Origin of the sequence: Paenibacillus hamazuiensis (assembly GCF_023276405.1) — a bacterium.
Lineage (GTDB): Bacteria > Bacillota > Bacilli > Paenibacillales > NBRC-103111 > Paenibacillus_AF > Paenibacillus_AF hamazuiensis.
The window spans coordinates 4,965,010-4,981,390 of the sequence record NZ_JALRMO010000001.1; the positions used below are offsets into that span (position 1 = coordinate 4,965,010).

Here is a 16,381-nt window from a genome sequence, read left to right on the forward strand (position 1 = left end):
CATAGGATTTATTGCAGCTAGCCAAAAATCCTATGACGGACACGCTGTACTTTAGGTGCGGAGACGCTGGGAGTTCTTGCGTGCCTCTAGCCCGCGTTTGTCGGCCATGGTTTTGCTAGCGCAAAACCTATGGCGGACACGTTTTACTTCCTATGGTGACAAAGTAAAAAAAAGCCATCTTCCGCAGTCGGAAAATGGCATCGTCAGGAACTTTAAGTCCCCCGCTTGTTATATCCGTGTACCTCGACGACATCGACAAAAGGCCGAATGCGGTCCATAATGCGCTGGCCTTTGAATTCCTGTTCCCCGTCGCCGTTCGTGAAGCTGAAATGCTTTTGCAGGTCGTCCAGGCTGTAGTTGGAGGTGAAAAAGGTAGGCTTTCGGTTCATCCGGTAATTGAGGATCGTTCCCATCACATGATCGCGCAGCCAAGGATTGAGGTTTTCCGCACCGATGTCGTCGAACACGAGCAGATCCGTATCCTTCAGCGTATCGATCGTATCCTTCAACTTTTGCGGATCCTGGAACATCGCTTTCAAGTCCTCGGCAAAATCCGGCATGTACACGATCGCTCCGGTCAACCCGGTTTTCGCGAGCTCGTGAAGCATATAACACATGAGAAACGTTTTTCCCGTTCCGAAGGTGCCGGTAAGATAAAGCCCGCGCGTCTGCAGCCCTTCTTCCTGGCACTGGGTTATATATTGACCGATGCGCAGCACCGCCTGCACTCGCTGAGGGTCGTTCGCAAAGATTTCCTGAATTGAATATCCTTGCTTCAGCGCCCGGTCATCCACGTAAAAGCTGCGAATCCGCCCTCGCACCGCATCCTGTGCCTGTTGGGCGAGAAATTTTTTGCAGGAAACTTTGTAGTCGATCACGTTTTTTTGCCCGCCCGCTTCTTCTATGGCTATCATCGTATAATGGCCGGTAAAATCGTTCGGGCACTGCGCCAGTCCCGGGCAGTTCGAGCAGTTGTTATGATCGATCGCATACTGGTACAGCTTGTTGATGCTCACCCGCAGCGTAAAATCGTCCAAATCCGGATGCTTCTCCAGCAGCTTGCGAACCTGCGGCTCGGCCAGCACCTGCTTTATTTTATCTTCGGCTCGTTTGATAAACCGGGAATCCGGCATCGTACGGAGCACATCCGCTAGCGATTCCATGCATTCACACACCTCCTGAATATCGGGTGACGGACATTTCGTGGAGCGCTGCCCCCATCATCTCAATGCAGCTTAAGCGAGCCGCCGAGCTTGCTGATGATCCGCTGCATTTGCTCCCGCTCCTCCGCCGTCAGCTCGCGGACTTCGCCGCGGTTTTGCACGATCGGAATGACCGGCTTCTGATTGACTCTGCCTTTTCCGCCCGAAACGGAAGCCGTCCCGCTGCCGGCCCTGCCTCCGCTTCGCTGCTTTTCCTTGTACCTCACCGCGTCCCTCACATACTGCACTGCCTGCTCGAACGTCTGCACCTGCTTGCCGAGCATATCCGCCGCGGTGCTTTCGATCGATGACTTCGCCCACGAGCGCTTGTTCACGTATATAAAATGAATCATGACGTTGATGACTTCTTCGCTCAAGCCGTAATTGAAATCGATTTTCGTGAAAATATCGATCAGCCCGTCCGGCACCGTGCCTTTGGAAAATATTTTTTCCAGCAAATAGGTGTACGGCTCGTTTCGCAAAATGTAGTTATACTGATGCTGGTTGCATTCCCCTTGAAAAATATCCGGGACCTCCAGGTAATATTCCATCTCGACCGCCTTGGCCGTTTTCGGCGGCTGCTCCTCGGAGTCCATCCGCGCCAGCATGCGTTCGCGGTCTTCGCCGCGCTTCTTGTCCTGACGGTAAGCCAAATGCGCCCGCTGCTGCAAAAAGTCATCGTTCACCGCCCCCTGCTCGTCGAAAGCGCCGTCCTCGTCCAGCAGCCGGCACGTTTCCCCCAAAGTGAGCGCGAACTTTTTCGCGACAAAATTAATTTTCGCCAGCTGCTCCTGATCGAACTTCAGCTTCTCGACATAAGCCCGATTTTGCGAGCCCTTCGGAAACCGCATGATAATATCCGCATACGTAAAGCCTTTGGCGATCACTCCGGGACTTTGCTCCGCCGCACTGCGGCTTGCCGCCGTTTCGTACAAAGCCTGCTCCAGCTCCAGATCGATCACCTGCGTATTTAAGCGGAACAGCTCATAAAACGGCACCGACAAATTTTCGCTCTGTGCCTCCTGAAGCCGCTCCTCCGGCTTCTGCACCAGCTCGTCCTTAAGGGCAAGCACCGCGTGTTTGCCGACTTTATCCCGCAGCAGCAGCGTCAAATGCTGGTTTTTGAAAAATTCTTCCGGCGAAAGCGGCGCATAAAGCACATATTCGTAAACGTAGTCGTCCAGCTCCGCTACGAACTTGCGGAACGTCTGCAGCAGGCCGATCGCCTCCAGCTTGGACGTCATCTCGATGAAAAACTTGCGTCCCCGCTCCCCCGGCTCGAGGTCCAAAGCGAGAAACAGCTTCCGCTGATGGTCGAGAGCGGAGCTGCCCGCCTTATCTGCCGGAAGCTGATGATACAGCGTATAATAAAGACCGATCGCAAAAGCGCCCACCATCGGCTGATACAGACCGCTCAGCACCTTTTGATCCAAACTGCCGAGGCTGAAGTCCCGTACCGCTACAAACCGGTGGTGTTCGGTAAAGTGAAGCATGTTGGTCATGCGCATATGTACATTACTCCATCCCAAACAATAGTTCTGTTTTTCATTTTACCACATAAATCGACACGGTTGGCGATGAAAATAATTTCAATTCCCACCCCCTAAATCCCCCTGCAAGGGGGACCCCAGGCTGCTCCTCCGTTGCGCCCCCCTAAATCCCCCCGCTTGGGGGGACCCCAGGCGCTCGGGCGCCCTGGACCCGCCCGGTTTGAGGAAGTGCTCGCTGCTAGTTCGCGTTTGTCAGGGCACGGCTCTTTACCTTCGGGTAAATAGCCTATGCCCTGACACGCTGTACTATCGGCGCGAGGATGGGCGAGATGGTGCGTGCGCCTGGCCCGCGTTTGTCAGCCATGGTTTGCTGCGCAAACCTATGTCTGACTCGCTTTACTTCCGGTGCCATGCGACAGGCGAGAATGCGTACGGTGATCCCACGTTTAGCTGTACATCGATTCGCACCCAATATGTAACCTGGCATACTGTTCATCCGTTGATAGAAAAAAGAGCCATCCGGCTCTTTTTCTCTAAAACATCTTATATCCCTTCATGCGCAGCGATTTGATAGTGGAGCCGCTTAACGCCGCTCCGACGAGACCGGCCAATGCCGAAACGTAGTCCGACACGCCGTACCCGGAGACGCTTTGTCCGAACGGAACGGCATCCCGCTGCCAAGCCCATATAACAAGTCCGATCACCAGCGCTATGTAACCGTATATCGGAAACCATGTCGTTTTCATCAGCATGTTTAAAATAAAACCGATCCCGAAAAACAACACGAACATCAGCACAATCACAATCATCAATTGCAGCAATCCGGACATCCCCTTCGTTAATGTAAACCTTATGTTCTTATTTTAGACAAAATAAGGTCTCCGGTAAAGTGAACGTCCCGTGAACTTGAAGCCGTTCATTTGCCCTTTTTCCTCAGATTGGATACAATGATACAAGCGATTTTATTAAGCCTGCAAAAAGTGACAGAACCTCTGCGCCGTACTCCTGTTACGTTTTGGAGAGCTCGGTTAATACAATTATAAACCAAGGAGTGTTGAATATGAGCGAAGCCGCACAAACATTGGAAGGCTGGTATGCGCTGCACGATTTTCGCGCGATCGACTGGAACGCCTGGAAGTCGCTGACTGCCAAGGAGCGCAGCACCGCGGAAGACGAGCTGCGCACGCTGCTCCATGAATACCGTCAGGCGGAGGAGCAAAAAACCGGCAGCACGGCATTTTACAGCATCGTCGGCCAAAAGGCGGATTTTATGTTCATGCACCTGCGCGAAACGCTGGAAGAGCTGAACGACTTGGAAACCCGGTTCAATAAATCGATTTTCGCCCAGGTGACCGTACCGACATACTCCTACGTATCGGTCGTCGAGCTGAGCAGCTACTTGGCCAAGCCGGGCGTCGATCCGATGGAAGATCCGGAGCTTGTCGCCCGCCTGAAGCCGATTTTGCCGAAATCCAAACATATCTGCTTTTACCCGATGAATAAAAAACGCGAAGGCAGTGACAACTGGTACATGCTGACGATGGAAGAGCGCAAAAACATGATGCGCAGCCACGGCATGATCGGCCGCGGCTATGCGGGCAAGGTAAAGCAGATCATCACCGGATCCGTCGGTCTTGACGATTGGGAGTGGGGCGTTACGTTGTTCGCCGACGATGCCTTGCAGTTTAAAAAGCTCGTCTACGAAATGCGCTTTGACGAAGTGAGCGCGCGTTTCGGCGAATTCGGCGAGTTCTATGTAGGCAACCTGCTGACCGATGAGAAGCTCGGCGGCATGCTGGCACTGTAGCCGGCTAAACCAGCCGGTGCAGGGCTGTTTACTTCACGCATCAAGCCTTCAAAATCACGTATTCGGTGATATTGAAGGCTTTTTAATCGTTCCCTAAGCGGGCCTGATTCCGATAACAACGGTGGCATCCATCTCTTCGAATCTCACGACACGCGGGATCAGCCCGCAGAGATCGAAAATCTCCACTGTCTGCGGTGCCTGCCGTTCGCTTGTCTCGACCAGCAGACAGCCGCCCGGCCTCAGCCAAAGCGACGCCGAAGCCGCCACCCGCCGCTGGATGTCCAGCCCGTCCGGGCCGCCGTCGAGCGCGGCAGCCGCTTCATGCAGCCGGGCTTCCGGCGGCAGCATTCCGATCGCCCCGGTCGGTACGTAGGGGGCGTTGCAAACCAGAACGTTTACGCGGCCCAACAGTGTACCGGGCAGCGGCTCATAAAGATCGCCTTCGTAGACGCATCCGCCGGCGGCTTCAACATTTCGGCGGGCGCAGCGCACAGCAGCGGGATCGATGTCGGCGGCGTGGAGCTCGATCGCTCCAAGCTCCGCAGCCAGCGCAGCGCCTACCGCACCGGTGCCGCAGCACATATCGACCACGATGTCTCCCGTTCGGGCGATCGCGGCGGCTTGGGCGACAAGAAATTCGGTTCGGCGGCGCGGAACGAACACTCCCGGTTCTACCGCTATTCGCAAACCGCAAAATTCCGCCCAGCCGATAATATATTCGAGCGGCTGCCCGGCGGCTCTGCGATCGGCCATGTCGGCGAGTTCCGCCTGTGTCTGCGCCGCAGAGATCAACAGCTTGGCCTCCTCTTCGGCAAAAACGCAGCCGGCGGCCCGAAGTTTGCCCACGATACTTTCAAAAACGCCGTCGCCCAATAAACCGCTGTCTTTATCATTTCTCAACCCCATATAATCATCCCATTTCTTCCGGCGCACCTTTATCGCTTTATTGAACTCTTTGAGGCCAAAAAAACCGCGCTCTTCTGCCGGAGCACGGTTTTATACTTTAAAATAATATATGTCAATCGTCGTCTTCGTCGGCAAGCGCTGCGAGCTGGCGGTCCATCTCGGCTTTGCGGGCCAAATACTGTTCCGTATCGCGGTCGCGCTGCCTGCTTTTTTCCTTCAAACGTTCGATGGCCGGTAAAATCAGAATGTCGATTTCCTTCTGGATAACAGCCGACAGATCGTAACGACTCTGTTCTTCCAAATAATGGCCGACATCGATCAGTGCATTATAGCGGTCCAGCTCTTCCCTCGTCAGCAGTCCGCGTACCTGAACGCTGCAGTGCCTCACCTAAAATCGACCCTTCTTCAAAACGAGCGGAATTCCGCCGATAATGTACAAATAACGGATATCGATAATTTTCTTCATCACGGCAGCGGTGCCGCCCTTGATTTTGCGCGAGCCTACGATGCCGATCGCTTCGCCTTTTCCGAGCGACGCAACGGTGCCTTTCGGCTTGTATTCAAACGCTTTGAGCGCCGTTCCGCGAATCGACGCCACCAGATTGTGCGCACAAACGTCGGCTTGCTGCATCGAAATTTGCGCCGTCGGCGGGTAGGGCCGGCCTTCCGGGGACATCACGATCGAGCAATCGCCGAGAATGTACACGTTATCGTGTCCCGGTGCACGCAGGAACTCATCTACCTTGATGCGTCCGCGCATCGTTTCAAACCCGGCTTCCTCGAGAAGGTGATTGCCGCGCACGCCGCCCGTCCAGATGACGGTGCTGGACTTGATTTCTTCGCCGGTCGCAAGCACGACGCCTTCCGGCGTGCACTCTTTGATCGCCGTCGCAATCTTGAACGTAACCCCTTTATTGGCAAGCACGCCCATCGCATATTCGACGAGTTCCGGATCAAAGCCCGGAAGCGCCGTCGGGGCTGCTTCGATATTGTAAATTTTTACAAGTCCCGGATCGACGTCGAATTCCTTGCACAATTCCGGAATGCGGTCAGCGAGCTCGCCGACAAACTCGATGCCCGTAAATCCGGCCCCGCCGACAACAAAGGTCAGGTAATCCGTTCTGTGCGGCTCGCGTTTGAACTTGGCGAACTGATATTCGATATGCTCGCGGATGAAGCGCACGCTGTTGATGCTGCGAATGCTGAGCGCATATTCCTTCAGCCCCGGGATACCGAATGTCTCCGGCTCGCCTCCAAGACCGATGACCAGATAGTCGTAAGAGAGGCTGCCTTCTTCCAAAATAACCTTCTTCTCTTGCAGGCGGATTTGCACAACGGTCGATTTGACAAAATCCACTTTGAACTCGTCGATCAGCTTTAAAATATTAACGCGGGCATTTTCAGGATCGTCCGTCCCTGCCGCGGGCATATGCAAATGTGTAGTAATGTAATGGTAGTCATGTTTGTTAACCAAAGTGACATCGGCTTCGTTATAGTTCAATTCCTTCTGCAAACGAATAGCCGTTACGATGCCGCCGTAACCCGCTCCCAAAATGACTATTCTCGGTATTCGACTCATGGTTTATCCCTTCCATCACGTATCTTTTTTAGGTTAATATGTGAAAAATTACACAAGCGGCGCCGAAAGATACCGTTCCTATCCTTAATGTATCCTCTTCTCTAAAAAAATATGATCACAAGGCATGATTCGACAACATATTTAACCAATTCAAAAGACATGATACAATGCAACGTGCAAAATGGCAAGTATTATTTTGGCTAAAATTAGTGGGAATAACGTAACCTAACGTTCGGAAATGAAGCATATTCTCCCTTTTACTGCAATTTCGCCGATTTGTCCGCCATATACCTCATTTATTGGTTTAATTTTAATTTGCCAGCCTCTTAACCCGACGTATAGCGATTATAATAGTACGAAAAAAAAGAAACGCTCAGCTTACCTGAGCATTTCCCGGATAAAATTCGACATTTAATTGTCGGCGCTTAATTTCTTCAAGCAGCAATTCGACAAATTCCTTGTCCAGCTGCAGATCCAGCGCTTTATAATAGGAGTCGATCAATACTTCGTTGCTGATCATTCTCATCCGGCATCACCTATCCACTGGAAATTTAATATTATATTACCATGGCCTGAACCGTAGAACAAGCGTTCCGCTATCCACAGGTGATTGTGAATATCCTGTGTGTAACTTGTTGATATGTGTCAAAACCTGTCTGGTCTCGGGGTGAATAATGTGGATAAAGTTATACACAGTCCACATTTATTTTGTTTGATAAAAAAAATTAATCGACGAGGAGTCATCCCCTAAATCCCCCTAATAGGGGGACCCCATGCTTACGAAGCTGGCTTTGCTCCGCAAAGCCCTCAAGGCGCTCGGGCGCCCTGGACCCGCCCGGTTCAAGGGAATGCTCGCTTCTAGTTCGCGTTTGCCCGGTATGGATTTTTTGCCTTCGGACAAAAAATCCTATGCCGAGCACGCTGTACTTTGGATGCGGTGCCTGGGGAGAAGGTATGTGCCTCGTCCCACGCGTTTGGCTGCATGGATTTTGCCTTGGCAAAATCCTATGCGGCCACGCTCTACGTTCCTCTGCAATTCATTAAAGAGTTCATTCCACTTTCAATTACAGACTTCTTTGAAAATGATGAAACCTGGTGCCTTGGTAGGTTAAAACGCCTTGATCTCCTTCGGCCAGCAGGCCGAATTGCTTGTCCTTCAGCTGCAGCTCCAATCTTTCCTTGTTCGCGAACTCGAAGGTGGCATAATACGACGTGCTCGCGCTGGTGTTGCCGCTCCCGCCCCATACGTCGGTTCGTTTGGCAACGATGCGTGCCGGAACGGTGACAACCTCCGACGCGTTATTGGAGATCCACGTGCCGGCGTTCTTTAAAATTTGATAGACGATCGTTATGACAATAACAGCGAAAATAGCCCAGAAAAAAACAAAAAACAGGTTAACCGGAAACGGGGACGGACTAAAACTCAACGAGACAACCCTCCTTTGACGAAATCTGCTTTAGATTTATGACGCATTTTCCTGCCAAAAAGGTACAAATTTTTTCGAAATAATTATTTATAGCATGCTTCCATAATGAAGCCTACTTATGCACAGCTTGTTGACAACCGTTGTTGTTAATATGTGTGCAACTGATAAAAAACGTTTTCCATTACGTCTATTCCCCTTGTTGATTTGTTAATAAAGCTGTGAATATTTGATGAAACCCGGAGCCGAAAATGAGATTGAAAGAATCGGCGCGATTTGCTAACATGGACGTATACTGCACAACGACGAAAAACCCGTAGCAGCGCACGCTGATCAACGGGTTTTTTATTTATAAATGGAGGGGATTCGATGAGCCGAGTCAACAAAAGCGAAAGACCTGCCGTCCTCAGAGCGGAAGACCAGCGGGCGAATAAGCCGGCCGGGCATAAGCCGCAAACGCCTGTACACGGCCATATGACTCACGACTCGATCATGCAGCTTCAACAAGCGATCGGCAACCAGGCAACTATGCAGCTGATGAGCAGTTCGGCAAAAACGGAACCCGATGAAACGGACGAAACCCTCATCGTTCAAAAACGTGAAAACCAAACCGGAATGCCCGATCGGCTGAAGGAAGGACTTGAATCGCTATCCGGATTCGATTTATCCGACGTTCGCGTTCATTACAATTCGGATAAGCCGTCTCATATGCAGGCGAAGGCTTACGCCCAAGGCAATGAAATTCATGTGGCGAGCGGACAGGAAAAGCATTTGCCGCATGAAGGATGGCATGTCGTCCAGCAGCGACAGGGAAGAGTAAGACCGACCCTGCAGCAAGGCGGAGTATCGATTAATGATGATACTTCCTTGGAGCGGGAAGCCGACTTGATGGGCGCCAAAGCTTTCGATACGGCTGCAGCGGCTGTGCAGTATAAACGCGGAAGGAGCCGGAAATAACAAATTTCCGGCTTTTCGCGTGCCTTCTTCCGAACGGGTTTACGATAACGGAGCAGAAAAGTATCGGCGTATTTTCCGTATTAGATAAGGCGCTTAAGACAAAACGTTCGCTTGCTTGATTAGAATTAAAATGTCACAGGCAACTTGGCCAACGATCTCAGTGTGCTGAAATTATAATCGAGCTGTTCCGATTCATTGGCGAGCTTCAGGTTAGGAAACCGCCGCAGCAAAGTGCCGAAAGCGATTTGACCCTCCAGACGGGCAAGCGGAGCTCCCAAACAGTGATGAATCCCCTTCCCGAAAGCCAGGTGTTCGTTTTCCTCGCGTGTAATATCGAGCGCCTCGGGATTGGAGAACTTATGCGGGTCAATGTTGGCACCGGCCAAAGAGATTACCACCGTTTCGCCTTTGCGGATGGTCTTCCCGTGAAGGGTGATATCCTCGCCGGCAAAACGGTTCGTGATCATGATGGGTCCGGCATAACGCAGCAGCTCTTCGACGGCCGATGGGAGCAAGGATGGATTTTCACGCAGCAAACGCATCTGCTCGGGATGCCGCAGCAGCGCGAGTATGCCATTACTAATCAGATTGACCGTCGTTTCGTGCCCGGCTGTAATCAGCAGCCAAATGGTCGAAAGCAGCTCGTTTTCGCTTAAGCTTTCCCCTTCATCATGGGCTTGCACCAACCCGCTCGTCACATCATTGCCGGGATTTCTGCGCTTCTCGGCGAGCAGTTCTTTAATATACTGAATGAACTCCTCAAGCGCGGTGGTTACTGCGGCCGAATCGCGCGGATCCAAAGCGGCTTTTCCAAGCTTATGCGTCCAGTCCCGAAACCGGTTCCGGTCTGCAGCGGGAATTCCCAGCATGTCGGAAATGACAATGATGGGAAGCGGAAAGGCAAAATCCGCAATCAGCTCCATCCTGCCCTGCCCTTCTACATGATCCAGCAGTTCGTCCGCAATCCGCTGAATGCCTGGCTGCAACCCCTCGATCATCTGAGGCGTGAAAGCCTTGGAGGCCAATCTGCGAAGGCGGGTATGATCCGGCGGATCGACAGAAAGCATGTTCGGCATATTTTTCATCCATTCGATCAATTTGTTGACGGATGCATTTTGCACTGCCGCTGCTTCATGATCCTGCTGCGGTGCGAGCTTCCGCATATCTTTAAGAAAACGGGGGTCCTTCAATATTGCGGAAACATCGTCATGGCGGAAGACAATCCATGCTCCCCCCATGCCGAAAAAGTCGTCCAAACGGTAGAGAGGCTCTTGATGTTCGGCAAGCCGTCGATAAAAAGCAAAGAAATCGCGCATCGTCTCCGGCGAAGTAAAATCGCTGCTGATGATTTTCTCCATGATCATCTTACCCCTTTCACTCAAGTGAGTGGAAATGAACGTTTCATTACGGTGAAATTCCGTATCGGATCATATTGCAAAACCGGTTCATCTTATCGAAATAGTTTTCAACATACTCGTCGTCAATACTTTCGATTGCCGAAACTTCCGTCAGGAACTTCTTTTCAAAATGCTCCAAGGTGATCATGACCAACTCAAATGCTTGCTTGCACTCCACCCCCTCCCGAAGCGGAACCTTTTCAAACAGCTTTTCCCACACTTGATTTTTATCTGCAATCACATTACCGTACTTTTCCTCTATATCCGTTTTCAGCTCGTCCGGCGTCGAATAGAAAGCTTCGTACACCAGCTTGTACTCATCGGGCGAATTTCGAAAGTAATTGAATTTAAACCGGCTGAACTCATCCACGGCTTCGAAAAAATCGTCATACTCCAAAACGGAGTCGAGCCGAAGCTCCGCCCCGATCCTTTTGGAACAATGCTCAAGCAAGCTGAAATACAGCTTTTTCTTGCTCTTGAAATGATGAAAGATCAAAGCCTTGGAAATACCGGCCGCCTCCGCCAACATCTCCGTCGAAGTATTTTTATATCCATGGCGCGCAAACAAAGACAGACAAGCCTCCAACACCTTTTCTCTTTCGTATAACTGCAGCGGCAAAAGCATCACTCCTCGACTATGCTGACCAATCGGTCAGCTTTATTATTTGTTATGCTGACCGATTGGTCAATATGCGCCGAAACGATTTATGCCCTGTTTGTTCCGCGGAAATACGTTTAGCCGATGATTCTAACGTGTATAAACGCGAAAAAGCCGCGATTCTTGAAATCCCGCGACTAATATATGTACAAAACATGCTCATTTATTGACACGTATTAAATTTAGAAACACAAGGCTGCCGCGCTTGGCGATATATGTAATGAAATGCGCAATTTTTATTGGTGTCCGCTGTTTTTCGCCATGGCCAATTTAACGCCAAGTAGTGTAATCGGAATCTCACAAGTTAAAGCGATTGTTTTATACCAACTAGGAGAAGGATCGCCCATTACATAACTATAAGAAGACATTGCTATTCCAATAATGCCTATAGTAGCTGCATTGAAATAGTGAGACTTTTTTGCTGTTCGAGCGCAAATGTAACCACCCAGCATTGACCAAGCTAGTCCACTAAATATGAGTAAACTCAAGATGAAATTGTCGGAATAAATAACGTCTTTAGAATTGTCAAGACTGATCCCCTTTGCATTGAAATACACCAAAATCAGTAACCCCGAAGTCAAATAGGTGCCCACAAGGTTAACTACGAAACCAAGAAGGATTGCTATAATTTGAATATCGTTCGATTTCATATGAACTCCTTGTATTGTTCTTGGTAGGATTCTACACATAAACCTATCATTTCATTGCATTAATAAATTGCCTTTCGATTACTTTTTTTGCAGTAGAACCAACAATTCTGTTGACTTCCTTTCCGTTTTTATCAAGGAAAACTAATGTCGGGAAACCAGGAGACCCGTACTTTCTGTACAGTTTTCCACCATCATCAAACAACACAGGATATTCAATATTATAATCGCTAACATACTCCTTCACATCATCCGGATCGTTTTCCCGATGTATAAGATTGATTCCGTATATGTTAATTTCATTCTTATACTTTTGATACAATGAAACTATTTTAGGAGCATCATCATTACAATAAGGGCACCATGAGGTGAAAAAGAGCAATACTGATGGCTTTTCACTGAAAGAAATAGTTTGCACGTTCCCGTCTAAATCCTTCATTACAATTTCATTGGAATCTTTCGTATTTTTCAGGTTAGTATTTATTACAATTACCAGTAAGCAACCAATTATAATTAGAATAATTAATGTGGATATTTTTTTGGCTTTATCCATATAGTGCCTCCTCTAGACCTCAACATCACATCATTATACCACGTACGATTACTTACGAAGAAATGCGGAACAAAACCATTGAAGCAGACGGTTGGTACTTATACGATATAAGCGGTGACCACCACCAATTCAAACACCCTGCGAAGAAGGGCAAAGCTACGAGACCACATCCTAAGAAAGACTTGCCAATAAACCGTAACGAGCATACTTAAGCAGGCGGGGCTGAACCTTCGGCCCTTTTTGCGCTAACTACGAAATCAATCGCTTGCTCAAATGTTAACTGCGGATACTCCCGCTGATTGCCCGCCGTTCCGTTTTGAATACGCCGCTGCCGTATTTTCAACGTCAAAATAAAAACCTCCCTAACGAGTAGTTTTAGCGTAACTAATCGTCAAAGAGGTCGTTTTCCGCAATTCCGAACATCCATTCCGTAACGGATACTATCTAGGTAACCGAATCAGACTAAAGGTTTGCTAACGGGTCAAAAATCGTTACACCGTCGCCTTTTCCGCTTCTTCGTCATCGCACTTCTGCGCGGCTTTCTCCTGCTCCTGCGCCGTACGGAACGAGCTGCCGCAGCCGCACGTGGCGATGGCGTTCGGGTTGTGGATGGTAAACCCACCGCCCATGCCGGTGTCCTTGAAGTCGATCTCGACGCCGTTCAGCACCAGGGCGCTTTCCTTATCGACTACGACTTTAAGGCCGTTGGTTTCGAGCACGAGGTCGTTCTCGCTTTCGTTATCGTCAAAGCCCATGCTGTAGGACAAGCCGCTGCAGCCGCCGCCCTTGACGCCAAGACGCAAAAACAAATTCGGCGTTTCCTCCGCCGCAATCATCTCTTTAATTTTATCGCTAGCCGCTTCACTAACGGTAATCATCTGCAATTCCTCCTTCAGAAAAGCTTGGGAATAAACAAAATCGCCTTCTAATATGTAGTATACTCCGATACGGTATTTTGCTCAAGGGCCGTTATTCCGCATGCCTGAACGGCAAACCGATAAGGTCTCGCACCGGTTTGTTCTACTGCCAGTCTAATTTGTCGCATTTCCTGTTGCCGGACCCCACTAGGAGGTTTATAATAAGGAAGATTATGAGTTCGCCCCCTAACGTGAGCGAGCGTTTTTTATGGCACGGAACGTCATGTGCAAGCTTTCACAACCCTTGGTCGCCTGTTCTCTTCATGTAAGTCAAGGATCAGCCAAACAATTCAGACTGCTGGTTTAGTATTGACGCAAAGCAGCACGACTACTAACGTACAGGCAATTATTTTTCTCACAAATTGTGGAGGTGGCTTAAAGTGGGCATCGTATTAAACGATACGGATCGCCGAATGGCCGAAATTCGGGAAAAGGTTCATAACGGAGAAAGACTGACAAAAGAAGACGGCGTATTTTTGTACGAATCCGACGATTTGCTGACGATCGGCCAAATGGCTAATGAAGTGAATCTGCGCATCAACGGGAAGAAAGTGTATTTTATCGAAAATATGAGCTTGTACTTCACCAACGTCTGCGAAGCGCACTGCGCGTTTTGCCATTTCCGCAGGGATGAAGGCGAGGAAGGCGCGTATACGCTGACCCCGGAGCAAATGTTCGAGTATATCGACAAACATTACCACCCGGAAATGCGGGAGTTCCATATTACCGGCGGGCATAACCCCCATGTGCCGTTCGACTATTATGTAAATTATGTGCGCGCTCTGAAGGAGCGTTATCCGAATGTGACAATCAAAGCGCACACGGCGGCGGAGATTGAGTTTTTTTCACGCATCAGCGGGTTAAGCTATAAAGAGGTGCTGCAGACGTTCCTGGATGCCGGACTGAGCACGCTGACGGGCGGCGGGGCCGAAATATTGTCCGAACGCTACCGCGAGAAGATGGGCGTCGGCAAAGCGACGACCGAGCAGTGGCTCGAGGTGCAGCGAACCGCTCACCGGCTCGGCATGAAAACCCACGCCACCATGCTGTACGGCTCCATCGAAACGAAGGAAGAGCGGATTCAGCATATGATTTATTTGCGCGAAATTCAGGATGAAACGAACGGTTTTCTCGTATTTATCCCGAATGCCGTGCAGCCGGCCAGCGTCAATGCGGGCATCAAGCGCCGCGTAGCCGCGTTCGACGATCTTAAGACGATCGCGATCAGCCGTTTGATGCTGGACAATATTCCGCATATCAAGGCGTATTTCATTAACCTGGGCACGCAAATTACGCAGATTGCGCTCACCTTCGGGGCCTCCGACGTGCACGGCACGATCGTCCAGGAGCGCATCAGCCACGCAGCCGGAGCTTTGTCCCCGGAAGGTCTGACCCGTGATGAACTGGTTTGGCTCATCAAAGGAGCCGGACGCATTCCGGTCGAACGCGACACATTCTACAACGAGATCAAAGTATACTAATTTACACATATAGAAAGGTAACTGACCATATGAGAAAGCTTGTTATTTTAGGCGGGGGTTACGGAGGACTGACCGTAGCCAACCAGCTGCTGGAAAAAGATTTGCCGGCGGATGTACTGATCGTAATGGTGGACCGCATGCCGTTCCAAGGGTTAAAAACCGAATATTACGCGCTTGCGTCCGGAACTGTCCCGGAAACGGAGGTGCGTGTACATTATCCGATCGATCCTCGGCTCATTCTGAAATTCGGCGAAGTAACGAGCGTGGATTTGCAAAACAGGATGGTCCATTTTGCCGACAAGGAACCGCTGGCCTACGACTGGCTTGTGATCGCTCTCGGCTGCGTGGACAAATACCACGGCATCCCGGGTGCTGCCGAATACTCGTGCAGCATTCAGACGATGTCGGCCACCCGCGTGACGTATCAACAGGTTAACGACGTTGCGCCTTACGGACAGGTCACGATCGTCGGGGGCGGCCTCAGCGGTGTGGAAATGGCTGCTGAGCTCCGCGAAAGCCGTCCGGACCTGAACATCCGCATTTTGGACCGCGGCCCGAGCATCTTGTCGGCGTTTCCGGGCAAACTTCAGGAATACGTCCGCGAATGGATGCTGGAGCACGATATTGAAATGCGTTCGCACGTATCCCTGGTCCGTCTCGAAGGAAACATCCTGCACAATCAGCAGGAGGAGATTTTGACCGACGTGACCGTATGGACGGCGGGCATTCAGCCCAGCCCGATCGTTCAGCAGTTCGATTTGCCGAAGGACGGGCAGGGGCGGCTGATCATCAACGAATACCACCAGTTGGCTGCCCATCCGGAAGTGTATGTGGTCGGCGATTGCGCCAGCCTGCCGTTTTCCTCGAGCGCTCAAGCCGCTCAAGCCCAAGGCAAGCAGGTTGCGGATATCGTTCAGGCTTTTTGGAAAAACGAAACCCCTCGGCTTGGAATGATCAAGCTCAAAGGGGTTCTCGGGTCGCTCGGCAAAAAAGCCGGCTTCGGGCTTATGGGCAGACAGATGATCATGACGGGCAAAGTGCCGCGGGCTTTGAAAAGCGGAGTGCTCTGGAAATCGAAACACCACTTCGGATAAGCCGGTCATTTAAGAATCAAGCAGATCGAACATCGCTTCGATCTCTTTGATTTTGGCTATAATATTGTCGTACAGCTCATCGGCGGTTGTCGCAGAGATGATTTCGCCGTTTACGAGTGCGTACGGATTCGAATAACATTCCCCACAGTTGCCGAGGCATCCGTATTCGATGACATCGTAATCGGGGTTGCTCTCGAGCCGCTGCAGTACTTTATCCGTGCCGTGGTGCATGTTATTTGTACAAAATTCGATGATCGGTCTCATGAGTT

Annotated in this window: 19 protein-coding genes; 5 read left to right on the forward strand and 14 right to left on the reverse strand. The window is 50.5% G+C overall.

Features of this window, described 5'->3' with window-relative positions; all coding sequences use genetic code 11:
• Positions 1-212: 212 nt before the first annotated feature.
• The 3 genes from dnaI to MYS68_RS21390 all read right to left on the reverse strand — a co-directional run bounded on the left by dnaI (position 213) and on the right by MYS68_RS21390 (position 3,522).
• Entirely contained in the window at positions 213-1,163 is a 951-nt protein-coding gene (gene dnaI, locus MYS68_RS21380; RefSeq protein WP_248927792.1) for a primosomal protein DnaI, read from the reverse strand.
• 62 nt (positions 1,164-1,225) lie between these two features.
• A complete protein-coding gene (locus tag MYS68_RS21385; protein WP_248927793.1) occupies positions 1,226-2,710 on the reverse strand; it encodes a replication initiation and membrane attachment family protein in 1,485 nt (494 codons plus the stop codon).
• A gap of 515 nt (positions 2,711-3,225) precedes the next feature.
• The gene (locus MYS68_RS21390) at positions 3,226-3,522 is read right to left on the reverse strand and encodes a YuiB family protein (protein ID WP_248927794.1); all 297 of its coding nucleotides are present in this window, start codon (positions 3,520-3,522) and stop codon (positions 3,226-3,228) included.
• A gap of 230 nt (positions 3,523-3,752) precedes the next feature.
• On the opposite strand from MYS68_RS21390, the gene hemQ reads away from it, so the two are divergent.
• The gene (hemQ, locus tag MYS68_RS21395) at positions 3,753-4,499 is read left to right on the forward strand and encodes a hydrogen peroxide-dependent heme synthase (RefSeq protein ID WP_248927795.1); all 747 of its coding nucleotides are present in this window, start codon (positions 3,753-3,755) and stop codon (positions 4,497-4,499) included.
• 93 nt (positions 4,500-4,592) lie between these two features.
• On the opposite strand, the gene MYS68_RS21400 is transcribed toward hemQ, so the two are convergent.
• From MYS68_RS21400 to MYS68_RS21420, 5 genes are all read right to left on the reverse strand, one after another.
• Positions 4,593-5,405 carry a putative protein N(5)-glutamine methyltransferase gene (locus MYS68_RS21400; protein WP_248927796.1) on the reverse strand — a complete coding sequence of 271 codons (813 nt, stop codon included), beginning with the start codon at positions 5,403-5,405 and terminating at the stop codon, positions 4,593-4,595.
• Positions 5,406-5,517: 112 nt separating this feature from the next.
• Positions 5,518-5,793, reverse strand: a complete 276-nt coding sequence (locus MYS68_RS21405) for a hypothetical protein (RefSeq protein ID WP_248927797.1) — start codon at positions 5,791-5,793, stop codon at positions 5,518-5,520.
• Entirely contained in the window at positions 5,794-6,984 is a 1,191-nt protein-coding gene (locus tag MYS68_RS21410; protein ID WP_248927798.1) for an NAD(P)/FAD-dependent oxidoreductase, read from the reverse strand.
• Positions 6,985-7,357: 373 nt separating this feature from the next.
• The gene (locus MYS68_RS21415) at positions 7,358-7,510 is read right to left on the reverse strand and encodes a sporulation histidine kinase inhibitor Sda (RefSeq protein ID WP_248927799.1); all 153 of its coding nucleotides are present in this window, start codon (positions 7,508-7,510) and stop codon (positions 7,358-7,360) included.
• A gap of 538 nt (positions 7,511-8,048) precedes the next feature.
• Complete coding sequence (locus MYS68_RS21420; RefSeq protein WP_248927800.1) at positions 8,049-8,411, reverse strand: DUF2500 domain-containing protein; 363 nt, start codon at positions 8,409-8,411, stop codon at positions 8,049-8,051.
• Between the two features lie 366 nt (positions 8,412-8,777).
• Here MYS68_RS21420 and MYS68_RS21425 point away from each other — a divergent pair, with 366 nt between their 5' ends.
• On the forward strand, positions 8,778-9,365 hold the full coding sequence (locus MYS68_RS21425; RefSeq protein ID WP_248927801.1) for an eCIS core domain-containing protein: 588 nt from the start codon (positions 8,778-8,780) through the stop codon (positions 9,363-9,365).
• A 125-nt stretch (positions 9,366-9,490) separates the two neighbouring features.
• Here the strand turns inward: MYS68_RS21425 and MYS68_RS21430 are convergent, their stop codons facing one another.
• The 4 genes from MYS68_RS21430 to MYS68_RS21445 form a co-directional block, all read right to left on the reverse strand.
• Entirely contained in the window at positions 9,491-10,723 is a 1,233-nt protein-coding gene (locus MYS68_RS21430) for a cytochrome P450 family protein (protein WP_248927802.1), read from the reverse strand.
• 46 nt (positions 10,724-10,769) lie between these two features.
• Positions 10,770-11,381 (reverse strand): TetR/AcrR family transcriptional regulator, encoded by a 612-nt coding sequence (locus MYS68_RS21435; RefSeq protein ID WP_420852146.1) that lies wholly within the window; start codon positions 11,379-11,381, stop codon positions 10,770-10,772.
• Positions 11,382-11,656: 275 nt separating this feature from the next.
• Complete coding sequence (locus MYS68_RS21440) at positions 11,657-12,070, reverse strand: hypothetical protein (RefSeq protein ID WP_248927804.1); 414 nt, start codon at positions 12,068-12,070, stop codon at positions 11,657-11,659.
• Positions 12,071-12,116: 46 nt separating this feature from the next.
• Complete coding sequence (locus MYS68_RS21445) at positions 12,117-12,620, reverse strand: TlpA family protein disulfide reductase (RefSeq protein ID WP_248927805.1); 504 nt, start codon at positions 12,618-12,620, stop codon at positions 12,117-12,119.
• A 62-nt stretch (positions 12,621-12,682) separates the two neighbouring features.
• Here MYS68_RS21445 and MYS68_RS21450 point away from each other — a divergent pair, with 62 nt between their 5' ends.
• Positions 12,683-12,832: a type II toxin-antitoxin system HicA family toxin gene (locus tag MYS68_RS21450; protein ID WP_338043594.1), complete on the forward strand. Its 150-nt coding sequence runs from the start codon at positions 12,683-12,685 to the stop codon at positions 12,830-12,832.
• 279 nt (positions 12,833-13,111) lie between these two features.
• On the opposite strand, the gene MYS68_RS21455 is transcribed toward MYS68_RS21450, so the two are convergent.
• A complete protein-coding gene (locus MYS68_RS21455) occupies positions 13,112-13,498 on the reverse strand; it encodes a HesB/IscA family protein (protein WP_248927806.1) in 387 nt (128 codons plus the stop codon).
• A gap of 452 nt (positions 13,499-13,950) precedes the next feature.
• On the opposite strand from MYS68_RS21455, the gene mqnE reads away from it, so the two are divergent.
• Both mqnE and MYS68_RS21465 read left to right on the forward strand, forming a co-directional pair.
• A complete protein-coding gene (gene mqnE, locus MYS68_RS21460) occupies positions 13,951-15,018 on the forward strand; it encodes an aminofutalosine synthase MqnE (protein WP_275983956.1) in 1,068 nt (355 codons plus the stop codon).
• Positions 15,019-15,047: 29 nt separating this feature from the next.
• Positions 15,048-16,112, forward strand: a complete 1,065-nt coding sequence (locus MYS68_RS21465) for an NAD(P)/FAD-dependent oxidoreductase (protein WP_248927808.1) — start codon at positions 15,048-15,050, stop codon at positions 16,110-16,112.
• A 9-nt stretch (positions 16,113-16,121) separates the two neighbouring features.
• Here the strand turns inward: MYS68_RS21465 and MYS68_RS21470 are convergent, their stop codons facing one another.
• Complete coding sequence (locus tag MYS68_RS21470) at positions 16,122-16,376, reverse strand: YuzB family protein (protein WP_248927809.1); 255 nt, start codon at positions 16,374-16,376, stop codon at positions 16,122-16,124.
• Positions 16,377-16,381: the final 5 nt, after the last annotated feature.

Coding starts and splice junctions, on each gene's coding strand:
- dnaI (WP_248927792.1), bottom strand. CDS start 1,163: ATGGAATCGCTAGCGGATGTGCTCCGTACGATGCCGGATTCCCGGTTT.
- MYS68_RS21385 (WP_248927793.1), bottom strand. CDS start 2,710: ATGCGCATGACCAACATGCTTCACTTTACCGAACACCACCGGTTTGTA.
- MYS68_RS21390 (WP_248927794.1), bottom strand. CDS start 3,522: ATGTCCGGATTGCTGCAATTGATGATTGTGATTGTGCTGATGTTCGTG.
- hemQ (WP_248927795.1), top strand. CDS start 3,753: ATGAGCGAAGCCGCACAAACATTGGAAGGCTGGTATGCGCTGCACGAT.
- MYS68_RS21400 (WP_248927796.1), bottom strand. CDS start 5,405: ATGGGGTTGAGAAATGATAAAGACAGCGGTTTATTGGGCGACGGCGTT.
- MYS68_RS21410 (WP_248927798.1), bottom strand. CDS start 6,984: ATGAGTCGAATACCGAGAATAGTCATTTTGGGAGCGGGTTACGGCGGC.
- MYS68_RS21415 (WP_248927799.1), bottom strand. CDS start 7,510: ATGAGAATGATCAGCAACGAAGTATTGATCGACTCCTATTATAAAGCG.
- MYS68_RS21425 (WP_248927801.1), top strand. CDS start 8,778: ATGAGCCGAGTCAACAAAAGCGAAAGACCTGCCGTCCTCAGAGCGGAA.
- MYS68_RS21430 (WP_248927802.1), bottom strand. CDS start 10,723: ATGGAGAAAATCATCAGCAGCGATTTTACTTCGCCGGAGACGATGCGC.
- MYS68_RS21440 (WP_248927804.1), bottom strand. CDS start 12,070: ATGAAATCGAACGATATTCAAATTATAGCAATCCTTCTTGGTTTCGTA.
- MYS68_RS21445 (WP_248927805.1), bottom strand. CDS start 12,620: ATGGATAAAGCCAAAAAAATATCCACATTAATTATTCTAATTATAATT.
- MYS68_RS21450 (WP_338043594.1), top strand. CDS start 12,683: ATGCGGAACAAAACCATTGAAGCAGACGGTTGGTACTTATACGATATA.
- MYS68_RS21455 (WP_248927806.1), bottom strand. CDS start 13,498: ATGATTACCGTTAGTGAAGCGGCTAGCGATAAAATTAAAGAGATGATT.
- mqnE (WP_275983956.1), top strand. CDS start 13,951: ATGGCCGAAATTCGGGAAAAGGTTCATAACGGAGAAAGACTGACAAAA.
- MYS68_RS21465 (WP_248927808.1), top strand. CDS start 15,048: ATGAGAAAGCTTGTTATTTTAGGCGGGGGTTACGGAGGACTGACCGTA.
- MYS68_RS21470 (WP_248927809.1), bottom strand. CDS start 16,376: ATGAGACCGATCATCGAATTTTGTACAAATAACATGCACCACGGCACG.